The organism is Aquimarina sp. EL_43, assembly GCF_943422735.1.
GTDB classification, from domain to species: domain Bacteria; phylum Bacteroidota; class Bacteroidia; order Flavobacteriales; family Flavobacteriaceae; genus Aquimarina; species Aquimarina megaterium.
This window is the reverse complement of record NZ_CALSBR010000001.1, coordinates 3660987-3675252: the sequence shown is the minus strand read 5'-3', so window position 1 is coordinate 3675252 and position 14266 is coordinate 3660987. Positions and strand designations below refer to the sequence as shown.

General features: G+C 31.9%; 18 protein-coding genes. 13 read left to right on the top strand and 5 right to left on the bottom strand.

Features of this window, described 5'->3' with window-relative positions:
• The first annotated feature begins 368 nt into the window (after positions 1-368).
• Positions 369-851 carry a YdeI/OmpD-associated family protein gene (locus tag NNL09_RS15810; RefSeq protein WP_196909814.1) on the top strand — a complete coding sequence of 161 codons (483 nt, stop codon included), beginning with the start codon at positions 369-371 and terminating at the stop codon, positions 849-851.
• A 103-nt stretch (positions 852-954) separates the two neighbouring features.
• Positions 955-1554 (top strand): superoxide dismutase family protein, encoded by a 600-nt coding sequence (locus NNL09_RS15805; protein WP_025664700.1) that lies wholly within the window; start codon positions 955-957, stop codon positions 1552-1554.
• A 56-nt stretch (positions 1555-1610) separates the two neighbouring features.
• Here the strand turns inward: NNL09_RS15805 and NNL09_RS15800 are convergent, their stop codons facing one another.
• Genes NNL09_RS15800 through NNL09_RS15790 form a run of 3 tightly spaced genes read right to left on the bottom strand, consistent with a single transcriptional unit; the run spans position 1611 to position 3177 of the window.
• Entirely contained in the window at positions 1611-2228 is a 618-nt protein-coding gene (locus NNL09_RS15800) for an alpha-ketoglutarate-dependent dioxygenase AlkB (RefSeq protein WP_196909813.1), read from the bottom strand.
• Positions 2215-2460, bottom strand: a complete 246-nt coding sequence (locus NNL09_RS15795; protein WP_025664698.1) for an Ada metal-binding domain-containing protein — start codon at positions 2458-2460, stop codon at positions 2215-2217. The genes NNL09_RS15800 and NNL09_RS15795 overlap by 14 nt, the downstream gene beginning before the upstream one ends.
• 3 nt (positions 2461-2463) lie before the next feature.
• The gene (locus NNL09_RS15790) at positions 2464-3177 is read right to left on the bottom strand and encodes a 2OG-Fe(II) oxygenase (RefSeq protein ID WP_196909812.1); all 714 of its coding nucleotides are present in this window, start codon (positions 3175-3177) and stop codon (positions 2464-2466) included.
• 301 nt (positions 3178-3478) lie between these two features.
• Between NNL09_RS15790 and NNL09_RS15785 the strand changes: the two genes are divergently transcribed.
• Entirely contained in the window at positions 3479-4663 is a 1185-nt protein-coding gene (locus tag NNL09_RS15785; RefSeq protein ID WP_196909811.1) for an LETM1-related biofilm-associated protein, read from the top strand.
• Here the strand turns inward: NNL09_RS15785 and NNL09_RS15780 are convergent, their stop codons facing one another.
• Both NNL09_RS15780 and NNL09_RS15775 read right to left on the bottom strand, forming a co-directional pair.
• Positions 4664-5287, bottom strand: coding sequence for a hypothetical protein (locus tag NNL09_RS15780; RefSeq protein WP_025664695.1), 624 nt, complete (start codon positions 5285-5287; stop codon positions 4664-4666).
• A 4-nt stretch (positions 5288-5291) separates the two neighbouring features.
• On the bottom strand, positions 5292-5786 hold the full coding sequence (locus NNL09_RS15775) for an RNA polymerase sigma factor (RefSeq protein ID WP_025664694.1): 495 nt from the start codon (positions 5784-5786) through the stop codon (positions 5292-5294).
• 145 nt (positions 5787-5931) lie between these two features.
• Between NNL09_RS15775 and NNL09_RS15770 the strand changes: the two genes are divergently transcribed.
• The 10 genes from NNL09_RS15770 to NNL09_RS15725 all read left to right on the top strand — a co-directional run bounded on the left by NNL09_RS15770 (position 5932) and on the right by NNL09_RS15725 (position 14256).
• Entirely contained in the window at positions 5932-7227 is a 1296-nt protein-coding gene (locus NNL09_RS15770; RefSeq protein WP_196909810.1) for an NAD(P)/FAD-dependent oxidoreductase, read from the top strand.
• 476 nt (positions 7228-7703) lie between these two features.
• Positions 7704-8087, top strand: coding sequence for a hypothetical protein (locus tag NNL09_RS15765; RefSeq protein ID WP_231389078.1), 384 nt, complete (start codon positions 7704-7706; stop codon positions 8085-8087).
• Between the two features lie 91 nt (positions 8088-8178).
• Complete coding sequence (locus NNL09_RS15760) at positions 8179-10332, top strand: TonB-dependent receptor (RefSeq protein WP_196909809.1); 2154 nt, start codon at positions 8179-8181, stop codon at positions 10330-10332.
• A 29-nt stretch (positions 10333-10361) separates the two neighbouring features.
• Complete coding sequence (locus NNL09_RS15755) at positions 10362-10784, top strand: DUF2141 domain-containing protein (RefSeq protein WP_025664690.1); 423 nt, start codon at positions 10362-10364, stop codon at positions 10782-10784.
• A 105-nt stretch (positions 10785-10889) separates the two neighbouring features.
• A complete protein-coding gene (locus NNL09_RS15750) occupies positions 10890-11513 on the top strand; it encodes a hypothetical protein (RefSeq protein WP_025664689.1) in 624 nt (207 codons plus the stop codon).
• A gap of 50 nt (positions 11514-11563) precedes the next feature.
• The gene (locus tag NNL09_RS15745; RefSeq protein WP_025664688.1) at positions 11564-12916 is read left to right on the top strand and encodes a 2TM domain-containing protein; all 1353 of its coding nucleotides are present in this window, start codon (positions 11564-11566) and stop codon (positions 12914-12916) included.
• The gene (locus NNL09_RS15740; protein WP_025664687.1) at positions 12909-13262 is read left to right on the top strand and encodes a 2TM domain-containing protein; all 354 of its coding nucleotides are present in this window, start codon (positions 12909-12911) and stop codon (positions 13260-13262) included. The genes NNL09_RS15745 and NNL09_RS15740 overlap by 8 nt, the downstream gene beginning before the upstream one ends.
• A gap of 39 nt (positions 13263-13301) precedes the next feature.
• Positions 13302-13589 carry a 2TM domain-containing protein gene (locus NNL09_RS15735; protein ID WP_196909808.1) on the top strand — a complete coding sequence of 96 codons (288 nt, stop codon included), beginning with the start codon at positions 13302-13304 and terminating at the stop codon, positions 13587-13589.
• 21 nt (positions 13590-13610) lie between these two features.
• Complete coding sequence (locus NNL09_RS15730; RefSeq protein WP_196909807.1) at positions 13611-13904, top strand: 2TM domain-containing protein; 294 nt, start codon at positions 13611-13613, stop codon at positions 13902-13904.
• Positions 13905-13947: 43 nt separating this feature from the next.
• A complete protein-coding gene (locus NNL09_RS15725) occupies positions 13948-14256 on the top strand; it encodes a 2TM domain-containing protein (RefSeq protein ID WP_025664684.1) in 309 nt (102 codons plus the stop codon).
• The last annotated feature ends 10 nt before the right edge of the window (positions 14257-14266 follow it).

Sequence of the window (14266 nt, the reverse complement as noted above, 5' to 3'; positions counted from 1 at the left end):
AAGCATCTATAAAAACAAATGAAAATACCTCATAAAATACCCGAAATTTAACAATTCTATTGAAATATGTTCAATATCTACATTGCAGCACTTTTTGTTATTCATAATACTTTGCTTAGCTATTATAAATACAGGTTCTAAGATCAAAATATTTTTTACCCAAAAATTTACCTAAAAAAAGAGAAGGATACGAATCCCTTTTCTGCATTACGGAAAAAGCATCGAATTTAATATCATTTTTTTCTAAAACTAACGTTAGTTATCTTTACTAAATATCAAATTTGATTAACACTATTACAAAAACATTAAACAAGATATTCTAAAAATAAAACAAACTTTGTTTTATTTTTTTGGTAAATTCGAAAGCAATGAAAACTCATATTTTTAAAACTTCACTCTATTCTAGTCATAGCATTATTGTACCTAATAAAATTGCACAATACCTTATAGAAGAAGGACATAAAAGGGTGATTGTAGAAATTACTTTTAATACGGTGTCGATACAATATCATGCGGCTTTACAAAAATGGAAAAATAATTACTATATTACTTTTAACAAACAAAATCAAAAAAAATTGGAAGTCTTTCCTACAGATTTTTTTGAAGTTACATTACACGAAGACACTACCAAATATGGAGTAGAAATGCCAGAAGAATTTGATGCTGTTTTACAAAGTGATCTGGAAGCTTTTGAGATTTTCGAATCTTTAACCGATGGGAAAAAGCGAAGCTTAATTTACTATATTCTGAAAATAAAAAACTCTCAGTCTCGAATTGATAAAGCTCTAATTATTACCGAAAATCTAAAACGAGGTATACGGGATAATAAAGAACTCGTAAAAAGAATATAATTTACTTATTTTATAATGCTTTGGGATTTCTTATTTAATTTTTTTGTCATAAACTAAAACTGCATTATATTACGTTTGTAAATGACATACAAATCATAAAATTATGAAAACGTTAAAATTGGTAGTGTTAGCTTTCTTATCAATAGCTGTATTTGGTTGTAAAGGAGAAAAGAAAGAAGCAACAGATCAGGAGAATACTAAAGAAAATGTAGATACTATTACGGATCAGGAAAAAGAAGAAGAGAATATCACAAAGACTATAGCGTTTGCTCTAGAACCAAAAAGTGACAGTAAGGTTTCGGGTAAAGTTATTTTTACCGAATCTGAAGGTATGGTAAATATGGTAGCAGAATTAACAGGGCTTGACGAAGGAGAGCATGCTATCCATATTCATGAAAAAGCAGATTGTACGTCGGCTGATGGTAAATCTACAGGAGGACATTGGAATCCAACTATGGAACCACATGGGAAATGGGGTGCTAAAGAAGGATATCATAAGGGAGATATAGGAAACTTTAAAGCTGATGCAAGTGGTAATGGTAATATTACTTTTGCTACTAACGAATGGTGTATTGGTTGTGATGATGATAAAAAGAACATTGTAGGTAAAGCAATTATCGTGCATCAAGGTATCGATGATTTTACTTCTCAACCTTCTGGTGCTGCTGGTAGCAGAGTGAGTTGTGGAGGTATTATCCAATAAAAATTTATTTTATAAAAACAAAAAGAGGCTATTTTATAAAATAGCCTCTTTTTGTTTTATGCATCTTTTTCAATTATAGTTCTAAAAGTTAAATTAATCCTTGGGGTGTTTATCATTTTTGTAGGAGGCAAACGGTGCAACCAATTAGTTTGTGTTGTATCTTTCATTATTAACAAGCTCCCATTTTCTAAAACCAATGCTCTTTTTTCTTTTGTAATCTTATGCTTAAAGGCAAATTTTCGCTCTGCTCCAAAGCTTAATGATGCAATTGCTCCGTTCTTTTTAAGATCCTTTTCGGCATCACTATGCCAAGCCATTCCTTCGCTACCTGTATGATACAAATTAAGCAAGCAAGAATTGAATGTTTCACTAGTTTTTTGTTCGATAAGCCCTTTTAACTCTAACAATTCTGGTATCCAGGGTAATGCCAATTTTGTAGTATTTGAGTATGTATATTCAAATGGTTTTTCTCCATACCATGCCACTTTACGTTTGGTTATGATTCGTTTACCATAAATAATAGCCTCATCATTTTTCCATTCTATATTTTCTAATAAACGATTAAAATAATGATGTGCTTGCTGTGATAACATCAATTTCCCATAATAATTTACAATTCCATCATAAGGCAATATATTTTTTTCATGATCTATAATATGACTAAATAAATCCATTCTTCCATTTTTTATATTCATTTTTCATGCAATGTCCGCAGGGTCTGTATCCATGACTCTTTGCTTCATTTTCTGACCCAAAAAACACTCGGTTTTCTCGTTTCATTCTCTTACCCGACCGACATTTCAAAGTTCCATAAATTTTAAGTTTTCGGTTACCGCCAAAGCAAATTTCTTTTTGCTTTATTTTTTTTCGTAAGTCTATATTTCCTATTTCCTTGTGTTGTATCATTTTCTAACTAACAGCATCATGAAAAATTACTCCTAAGGTATACCTCTTACCACTATGTAACTCGCTCACTCCATGTTTCATATTTACCCTATAATACCCTTTTGTTCCTTTTACAGGTCTAAAATTAGTTGTAAAAATAAGCATATCTCCTTTTTTAGGTTTTAAAACAATAGCTTTAGACTGAGCTCTTGGGATTTGTTGTGTTATTACAAATTCTCCCCCTGTATAATCTTCATCAGGTTCGCTTAAAAACAAAACAGTTTGGAGAGGAAAATAGACGTCTCCATACATATCCTGATGTAGCGTATTAAACCCTCCTACTCCATATTTCAAAATCAACGGCGTCGGTTTTACCTGGTTATTCGAATGGCATAGTGCCCGTAACTCCCGAAGTGTTTTAGGAAAGGTTTTATCTATTTTTAATACTCTCATCCACAAATTAGCAATTGGAACAAGTTTTGGATATATCTTTTCTCTTATAGCCTGTACGGCATCTGGTAATGGGTAATCAAAATATTTGTACTCTCCCAAACCAAATCTGTATCGTTCCATCACTACTGTTTTACGATAACCTTTCGGATTATCGTATTGGCCTACCATTTCACTGCATTGGTTTTCTGAAAGAAATTCTGGGATAATGGCATATCCTCTTTTATTCATTTTATCAATTATTATTTGCCAATCTATAGTTTCTATTTTACGTTGTATTTCTTTCACCGTTTTTGTGCCTCTACATGTTTTTATTCATACTTTTCTCTGAAATCGTAAAACTCTTATAATTATCAGGTTCTCAAAACCCGTTTCTTGCGTTGTTATTAATATAAATGTTCTGCTGTAACTTAATAATCTTGTATTCTAATACAATTTTACTATCTTTTGATATGCTACGTGCTACATAAGACTTGTTCCCGTACCATTATTGTGTTCTCGAAATTTCATTTTTCTTTATACATTTTAATAACTTTTCAAAATAGCATTTCACTAAAATAAAATTAACTTTGTAACAAATCATTAATCAATGAATCCTTCTACTTCGGGTTGGATAGAAAAATTTTTACGAGATCTCGATAGTGACCCTAATTTACCTCAATGGTCATTTGATGAGCTATATCTCGATTTAAGACGAATAGGTTTTATCTATGGTACTTCTATAGATACTATTATAGTTAATGATTCTGATATTGTTTATTCTGAAGAAGAAAAGACAAAAATCAATTTATTTGCTGCACTAGTAATTACCTACTATGATACAATCGAAAATGCTGATAAAAATGATTGTGTTGATGCACTTGTACAGTTCTATGGTTTTTTAGATACCAAAAAATCTATTTTTTCTTTGGGGAATATACTTCCTGGGAATAAAAATGAAAAGCTCGAAAAAATTATACATGCCCGTATACAAACCAATGAATCTGTTTTTAGGAAAAACTTTAGTCATTTATTAACAAATGCATTATTATTTATTGATGTATTAGCTTTTGAGTATTTTCTTATACATGACAAAGATCCTTTTGGGTACGCTGCCAAATTAGAGGAAACCTTAACAAATACTGTTTTTCTTGCACTAAACTCTAAAAAAGAGCAAGATGAATATGACAAGCTTTTGGTTAAGTTATTCTCCTCATCTGTACGGTATACTAGTATTTCTACAGAAGAAGAAGCTAGTTTTGATTATATAGAACTAGATCCATATACAGACGAAATTGAAAAAAAATATATCCTGGATCTTACCAGTTTAGCTGTTTGGAATGATAGAGAAGTAGATACAGGAGAACAGAGTTTTATGCTGGCTCTTGGGACAGAACTTGAACTACCTCATACAGTAATAGCAGAATCGATCGATTTGGTACAATCGTTCATTAATGAACATAAAGAAGATATTTCATTTTTTAATTACTCGAATCCTGCATTACATTTTTATCAGCAAACCTCGCGAACGGTAAGTATATTGATATTAAGGAATAAAAAAAGATTAATTAAAGAAATCTCTGAAAGTAAAGATCTAATGATTTTATTAGGGCAGTCTACTATGCGGGATTTATCTAAAGAAGAAAAACAACAAGTAAAAAAACAACTCCTTGATATCTGCAAAACGATACCTTCTTTGGCTATTTTTATTCTACCAGGTGGAAGTTTACTATTGCCTTTACTGGTAAAATTTATTCCTCAACTATTACCATCTGCATTTAATGAGAATAAATAATTATATCTCAAGTTTTTTAAGTTCCCCATAATTCCTTTTCAATCTTCGGGTAAAAATCCCATAAATAACCCTGTAAAACAATGCTATTATTCCTATAAATATTGAAGTAACAAATAAAGTAACCACTACGACCAACCATACTGGCAATTGATTTTCGGCAGATCTATTCTGAAATGTTTCTGTAAATATAAGCGCATAACTCATAGTAGCAATCATCGCTAATGCAAAAAAGCTAATGTTTACCCAGATATATCGTTTTACCGTTCTTCTGGTTTTTATAATATTTTCCATTAATACTTTAGCAGAATCAGTAGCCTTTATTTTCTTATAATTTATATAAAAACGAGTAATAAAATATAGCAAAATACCGTAAGAAACAATCGAAGCTATCAAGGAGAATGACCCCATATCTACCTTTTCTACCTTCGAATACATTCCGTTTAGTCTAAATACGACATCCAAAGAAGCCCATAATAGAAATTCTAAAATACTAATGATAAAAATCCATCTTACAATAGAAGAAGATTTCTTTAGTATCATTTTATATATTTCCTTATAAGACAATCTAGGAAGCACATCTTCCTGCTTCTTCCAGTCTTTCTTTAATAGTTCTAATTCATCCATGGGGTTACGGATTTAATATTTTTTTCAACTTCGTTTTTACTCTATTCATCTTTACTCGGGCATTTACCTCGCTAATACCCATGGTATCAGCTATTTCTCGATATGATTTATCTTCAAGATATAAGAAAACCAAAGCTTTCTCTATATCATTTAATTGTTTTACTGCTGCATACATTAGTTTAAGTTGTTGCTCTACCTCGTCATCATATTCTTCAGCTTTTATCTTAAAATTCATCGTATCAAGATCTGCGGTCTTAATACTTCTTTTGGATCTTCTGTATAATGTTATAGCCGTATTTAATGCAACTCTATACATCCAGGTACTAAATTTTGCGTCTCCTCTAAACTTAGGATATGCTTTCCAAAGCTGAATCGTTATTTCCTGAAACAAATCATTATGTGAATCTGGATCACTGGTATATATTCGACATACCTTGTGCACAATATTCTGATTTTGCTCAAGATTGGTTACAAAACTATGTTCTAATTCTTTATTCACTTTGGTCGGTTACTTCTTATATGTAGTCAAGAAAACATTTATGTTACAAATAAAAATAAAAGTATGATAATTTTAGTCATAAATCCAAGTATTCTGTAGGGTATATAATTTTATCACTTTATCTTTGTAATACAACATATATCTTATGAATATTCCACATACCAATTTACCCAGATTAGTCGTAATTGGCGGGGGTTTTGCCGGAGTTGCATTAGCAAGAAAAATGGTTAAAGAAGATGTACAACTGGTCTTACTAGACAGACATAATTACCACACTTTTCAACCACTTCTTTATCAAGTATCTACATCATCATTAGAACCAGATTCTATTGCATATCCACTTCGTAAAATTGTAAAAAGAGGTAAAAATACTTTTTTTAGAATGGCAGAAGTAACAGCTATTGATCCAGATATTCAAAATATACATACCAATATCGGTAGCATTTCTTATGATTATCTTGTTATTGCTACAGGTGCACGAACCAATTTTTTTGGAAATACTACTATAGAAAATAATGCAATGCGAATGAAAAATCTACCGCAAGCATTAAATTTACGTAGTTTAATGCTTGAGAATCTTGAGCAGGCAGTAATTACCACAGATCCAGAAGAAAGGAAAGAGCTTCTGCGTTTTGTACTTGCAGGTGCCGGTCCAACAGGGGTTGAACTAGCGGGAGGAATTGCAGAATTAAAATTAAATGTGCTTCCCAGAGATTATCCCGATATGAATTTTGATGATATGGAAATTCATTTGATAGAAGGTGCACCTCGTGTACTCCCTCCTATGAGCGAGCATGCATCAGAAAAAGCGGCTAAATTCTTAAAAAAATTAGGAGTACATATTCATACCAATACACAAGTACAACATTATGAAAATAACATAGTAAGTACGAATACTGATTTATCTCTTAAAACTGCAACTTTTATATGGTCTGCTGGTGTAACCGGGGCTCCTGTATCGGGAATAGATGCAGAATCTCTAATACCAAGAGCCAATCGATATAAAGTGAATGAATTCAATCAGGTCGATGGGTATAAAAATATTTTTGCTATTGGGGATATCTCTGTAATGGAAACTAAAAAATATCCCAAAGGGCATCCAATGGTGGCACAACCAGCAATACAACAAGGAAGCCATCTTGCCAAAAACTTAAAACGCTACCTTAGAGGCAAAGACATGATCCCTTTTAAGTATTTTGACAAAGGATCTATGGCTACCATTGGTCGTAATAAAGCTGTAGTCGATATCGGGAAATTTAAATTCGGAGGGTTCTTTGCCTGGTTTATCTGGATGTTTATTCATTTATGGTTCCTGGTAGGTTTTAGAAATCGATTTGTTACCTTTTTTAATTGGGTATATAATTATATTAATTATGATAAAGCAGCAAGATTAATTGTTAGACCTTTTAAGAATAAGGAAAATACTATAGAACGAGTGTAATGCTGTTATACTCTATACTTGAGAATAGAATGACAAGTACGTTTCTAGTACTTTAATGTTTGATTAGTACAAAAGCACTTTAATTTTCTTTTTCATAACTTCTTCACCATACTCTAATCTTTCGGTAGGTAAGACAATGTTTGTGTTCATAGCATTAACTACAATAAAGTAGAAAAAGCTATAAACAATCTTATGAAAAGCATCATCGCTTTCGAACAATATAAATCAATAAAGCAATTTACCTTCATCGCTTATAGAAAACCATTGAGCCATACTAAAAAACATCTCGACGAATTCTTCAGGAATCTCACTGCTTATATAAGTAATTTGGATCTATAGCCATATCGAAATACCTGTTTTAAGTTCGAGATATTTATTATAAAAGCCTATCCGATACTCTTTTTCATAAAACAGAATGGTGATACAGAAGTTCATATGACTTCGCAGTGCTACTAACATCCTAAAACCTAAAGATCATGAAAAGAATATTACTTTTTATTACTATCCTATTATGTGCAGAAGTGATGGCACAAAACACAAACAACACTGATTTTTGGCAAAAAGATAAAATTATGCATAGTGTTGGATCTTTTGGTATAAGTACTATTACTTATACATATTTATCGATTCATCCAAAACATAAAAACCTTCCCGAATTGCAAAAACGATTAATTTCTCTTTCTACCACCATAATTATAGGCAGTTTAAAGGAAGTTGTTGATAGTACATCATCAAATCATTATGCGTCCTGGGGTGACATGGGAGCAAATGCTATAGGAGCATTAACTTTTCAAGCCGTTGTTACTATTCCTTTAAATTTTAATACAAGACATAAAAGAAAAAAACAACATTACAATTAATCCTTAAAATTCTACAGTTCGGTAAAATTCAATTTCGGTTTTTGTATAGATAGACCATTTTTGACCTCACAATCAAAAAACTATTATATACATGAAATTAGCACTAACCTTTGTCTTTATCACAATTCTATTATCAACAAACGCCCAAACAGCTATTACAGGAAATGTGACTGATGCATCGGGAATCCCTATCGAAGGAGCAAATGTCTATCTAGACGGAACTTATGATGGAGGATCCTCTGATACCAATGGAGCTTTTTCTTTCTCTACTTCAGAAACAGGGCCTCAAACCTTACTGGTTTCTTTTCTTTCTTTTGAAACGTATACGATGTTAACCGACGTCTCTGCAATGAATAACTTAAAAATTGTACTACGAGAAGATGTAAATTCTTTGGGTAGCGTCGTTCTTAATGCCGGTACATTTTCTGCGGGTGATAACAGCAAGGCTTCTGTACTCTCCCCTATCGATATTGTTACCACTGCTGGTGCCGCAGGGGATTATATTGGTGCTTTCCAAACCTTACCAGGAACTTCTACCGTTGCCGAAGACGGTAGGCTTTTTGTACGCGGTGGAGATGCTAATGAAACTAATATCTATATCGACGGACTTAGAGTTTTTCAACCCTTTGCAGCAACCACAAATAATATTCCTACTCGTGGAAGATTTTCGCCTTTTCTTTTTAAAGGTACTAACTTTTCTACCGGGGGTTATTCTGCAGAATATGGTGATGCTTTATCTAGTGTTTTATTATTAAATACCATCGATGAACCCGATCAGGAAAAAACAGATTTATCGTTTATTAGTGTTGGTCTTGGTGTAGGGAATACACAAAAATGGAAAAAGAACTCGCTAAGTATTAATGCTTTTTATCTAAACCTAAAACCATATCAGGAAATCATTTCACAACGGGTAGATTGGAAAAAACCATACGAATCACTATCAGGAGAAGCGGTATACCGCCATACATTTGAAAAAGGACTTTTAAAGGTATACGGAGGTTTAAACTATGCCGAATTTGATCTTGTTCAAGAAGATATCAATACACCTGAAGGAGTTAATTTTGGACTTAAAAACAGAAATTTATACCTCAATACTTCCTATAAAGGACGCCTGGGCAACGATTGGACTATTGCAACCGGGACTAGTTTTGCAAATGATCATAACGATATTAAAATTGTAAATACTAATGTTGATAATAATGAGAATAGCTTTCATTTTAAACTGAAATTAAGAAAGAGATTTAGCAATCGTTTTAAATTAAATTTTGGTGCAGAACAATATGTAAGTGCATTTTCAGAAAATGTTTCTGTTCCTAACACCAATACTTTTAAAAGCTCATTCGATAATAATAGTACTGCAGCCTTTACTGAAGCTAATGTGTTTTTTAGCAAAAAACTAGCGATGCAGATAGGAGTTCGAGGAGTTCATAATACGTTATTAGAGTATACCAAGATCTCACCCAGAGCTTCTTTAGCCTACAAAACATCATCAAAATCTCAGGTATCATTAGCCTATGGTGATTTTTACCAGGCACCACAACAAGATGTTTTAAAATATAATGAAACTCTAGAACCCGAAAAATCATCGCATTATATTTTTAATTACTTATATCAAAATAATCGAAGGACTTTTAGAGCCGAAGCCTATTATAAATCTTATGAAGAACTCGTTAAATTTGATACAGATCTCCCAGAGTTTACCAGTTTATACACTAATAACGGAAGTGGTTATGCAGCTGGATTAGATATCTTCTGGAGAGATAACAGGTCTATCAAGAATCTTGAGTATTGGGCTAGCTATTCTTATCTAGATACCAAAAGAGATTACAAAAATTATCCTAATAAAGCGACTCCAAATTTTGCCGCAAAACACAACCTTTCTCTGGTCACAAAATACTGGATCGAAGATTGGAAATCATTAATGAGTGCCACCTACAATTTTGCTTCTGGCAGACCCTATAATGATCCTAATCAGTCAGTATTTCAAAATAAAAAGACAAAAACTTATAATTCAGTCAATTTGAGTTGGGCATACCTTATTAGTCAACAAAAGATCCTATACTTCTCGGTTTCTAATGTTCTGGGGTTTGATAATGTTTTTAACTATCAATATGCAAATACTCCTAATATCGATGGAAACTTCTCCAGACGTGCTATAAGACCTAATGCAGATCGCTTTTTTATCGTTGGTTTTTTCTGGACCATCAGTGATAATAAAACCGATAACCAATTAGACAATCTATAAAACTTAGTAAAACTATAATCTATACTATTATGAAAACTTTAAAATATACAGTTATTCTATTGCTTGTGTTATGCATAAAAACAGGGATTGCTCAAGAATCGAAACATTCTCTTACCGTTATTGTCACCAATATAGAATCTAACCAGGGGACAATACAGGTAGGACTCTATAACAGTAAAGGTAATTTCTTGAATACAATATACCAATCTATTAGTACAAAAGCCAAAACCGGAAGTGTTGAGGTTATTTTCAAAAATGTCCCTAAAGGAGAATATGCTATTTCATTATATCATGATACCGATGAGAACCAAAGACTTAACACCTTTCTTAGGATTCCTACAGAACCTTATGGGGTTAGTAATAATGCAAAAGGAAGGTTCGGGCCTCCAAAATGGGAAGATGCCAGGTTCTCTATTTCGGATAAAGCAATCGTACAATCTATCAAATTATAAATGCATTTACATTTCATCCATTAAAAAATACACTTCGGTCATAAATACTTTAAAAAGATCAGTTACCTCATGATCTTTACACTATAAATTAAAAATTAAACCATCATGAAAACAATAGTTATTATACTTGCTTTTTTTACTATTACTGCTACCAACGCTCAATCATCATATGAAAAAGGAATGACTAAAGCTTTTGAATTATGGGGAAATAAAAACCCTGATGAAGCTATCAATCTTTTTGAACGTATTGCGAAAGCCGAAAAAGAAAATTGGTTACCTTATTATTATGCTGCTCAGGTTCATATTATTACTACTTTTAGTATAAAAGATGCAGAAGCTATAGAATCCAGATTAAAAAAAGCTCAGGATTATCTTAATGAAGCAAAAATATACACAAGTGACAATGCCGAAATACTAATCATGGAAGCATTGCTTAACACAGCATATGTTGCATATAATCCTTCGGTATATGGGATGACATTGTCTGCCAAAGTTGAACAACTATACCAAAAGGCAAAGGTATTAGAACCTAAAAACCCCAGAGCGACTTTATACCATGCCGAATGGAAAATGGGAGGTGCAAAATTCTTCGGCAAAGACCCAAAAGTCTTTTGTCCTGAGGTAGAAAAAGCTATCTTGTATTTTGAAAACGAATCACATGATATTCCATTTTACCCAAAATGGGGCAAAGATCAGGTAAAACGTGTTCAGGAAAACTGTAAAGGATAATTTTAAAATCAAAAATTAGCCCTTGATCATATTAAAATAAAAAGAGGTATATGAATGATTTAAAAAAAATAGCCATTGTTTCACTAGTAGTTTCTGCAATAGTTGCATTAGTAACTTTATTAGTAAATGGATTTAATTTTGACCGAATCCTTACTGTAAAATGGTGGACCATTGCCTATATGTATTGTTTCATTCTAACCTATCTAAACTCTCTTTATTTTAGCATTTTAAATAATAAATTCGAATGGAAAAACAAGGGGTTACAAAGAGTTTTAATTGGAGCCGGAGGTTCTATCATCATAACAATGGTGGGATATGCAATATGCCAATTTGTTGTTGCTGTAGTCATTCTTAAAACCCAAACAAGCTCAGAGTTTATTGCCAATCAATCCTTTAAAGATTACCTGTTTCCATTATTACTAACAGTTATTATTTCGCTATTCTTTCATACGGTATATTTCTATAAAGCATTACAAGAGAATAAAGTTACCGAGCAAAAGATTATAGCAGGAACTGTTTCTGCAAAATTTGCGGCATTAAAGAATCAATTAGATCCTCATTTTTTGTTTAACAGCCTTAATGTATTGACCTCACTAATTGAGGAGAATCCAAAAATGGCTCAAAAATTTACAACATCGTTATCAAAAGTATATCGATATGTTTTAGAACAAAAAGATAAAGAATTGGTTACTGTAGACGAAGAGTTAAAGTTTGCTCGAACGTATATGACCTTGATACAATTACGCTTTGAAGACAGTATTATTTTTGAGATTCCTGAGCAAGCATTAAATCCTGAAGCCAGAGTAGTACCACTATCATTACAAATTTTACTTGAGAATACTGTAAAACATAATATAGTGATGCCAGAGAATCCGTTGCACATCAAAATTTATGAAAAAGATAATTTTCTCATCGTCGAGAATAATCTTCAACCCAAAGAAGTCATTAAACAAAGTAGTGGCGTGGGATTAGGAAATGTACAACAACGATATGGTTTATTGACAAAAAGGAAGTTTTCTGTATATAAAACAGAGAATGCATTTATCGCAGAACTTCCAATATTAACAAAACAAATAAAATCAGCAGATATGACAATTTCACAAAATATAGAACACACAAAAAGTATAAAGTATAAAAGAGCAAAAGAACGTGTACAAAAAATCAAAGAATTTTATGGAAACCTGATTGCTTATATGATTGTTATTCCCGGGTTGGCAATATTAAACTATAAAACCACCGGATTTGGTATCCCCTGGGTTATATTTCCTATTGTAGGTTGGGGAATTGGACTCATATTTCACTATTCTGAAGCTTATGGGTATCATCCCATATTAGGAAAAGACTGGGAGGAGAAAAAAATTAGAAAATATATGAACGAATCAAATGACAGCTATCATGAATGATTATAACGAAGAAAAAGCTTACGAAAAAGCAAAGAAAAGACTTGAAGAAGAAAAAGGGTTCTATTCTCACCTTGCCGTGTATATTGTAATCAATATTGCTCTACTGTTTTTTATGTCTAAACTAACAGTATTTATTGGAGCAGATCCTAATGATTCTGGTTTTAAAAACTGGAGATTCTGGAACACCTTTTTAACTCCTGTAGTATGGGGAATAGCATTACTCGGACATGGATTATGGGTATTTAAAGAGAGGTTCTTTTTGAAAAAATTCTTTAAAAAATCTATTTTCAGTAAAGATTGGGAAGAACGTAAAATCAAAGAATTTATGGACAAGGATAAATTTTAATTCTTTAAAAAACCATCAAGAACTTTAAAATTAGTGATTATGAAAGATTTCGAAAAAGTAAAAAGATATGAACGAGCAAAAGAACGAGTAGAAGGATTAAAAAAGTTCTATACCAAACTATCCGTTTACATCATCGTCATAAGTTTTCTAGCAGGATTAAATTATTACGAAAATGAATGGAGACATGCATGGTTTTTATGGGTAGCATTTGGTTGGGGAATCGGTTTAATCATTCATGCTATAAAAACATACGGAATAAACCCTTTATATAATAAAGATTGGGAAGAACGTAAGATCAAAGAATTTATGCATAATGATAATTTTTAAATCTTTTTAAGTAAAACCATCATGAAAGATTTTGAAAGACAAAACATATTTAATCTAGCCAAAATAAAGGTACAAAAAGAGAAAAGGTTTTATTATCATCTATCGATTTTTGTATTTGTTAATATCGCACTATTATTCTTAAAAGGAGAATATCTGGTTTTTAGCAGTACGGTTACTACAGAGAATCAAGAAATCATAAAAAGTTGGTTTGATAGGATCATGCTTATCATCCCAGTACTTTGGGGGATAATTTTACTGCTTCATGGATTGCTAATTCTTGGTGAATCTCTGCTTTTAGGTAAAAATGATGATTAAGAAGGTCAAAAAATATAGTATCAAATTATAAAACGAATACATTATGAAAGATTTTGATAAAGAAAAAAGATATGAACGAGCAAAAGAGCGTGTAGAAGAATTAAAAAAATTCTATAATAATCTATTCTCTTATATTATTGTTATTGGGTTTCTGGCCGGATTAAATTATTATCAAAATGAATGGCATTATGCTTGGTTTTTATGGGCAGCATTTGGATGGGGAATTGGTTTAGCTTTTCATGCAGTCAAAGCCTATAGAATAAATCCTATGTTTGATAAAAATTGGGAAGAACGTAAGATTAGAGAATACATGGACGAGGAACAAAATCAGGAGCAACAACGTTGGGAATAAAAATGATACT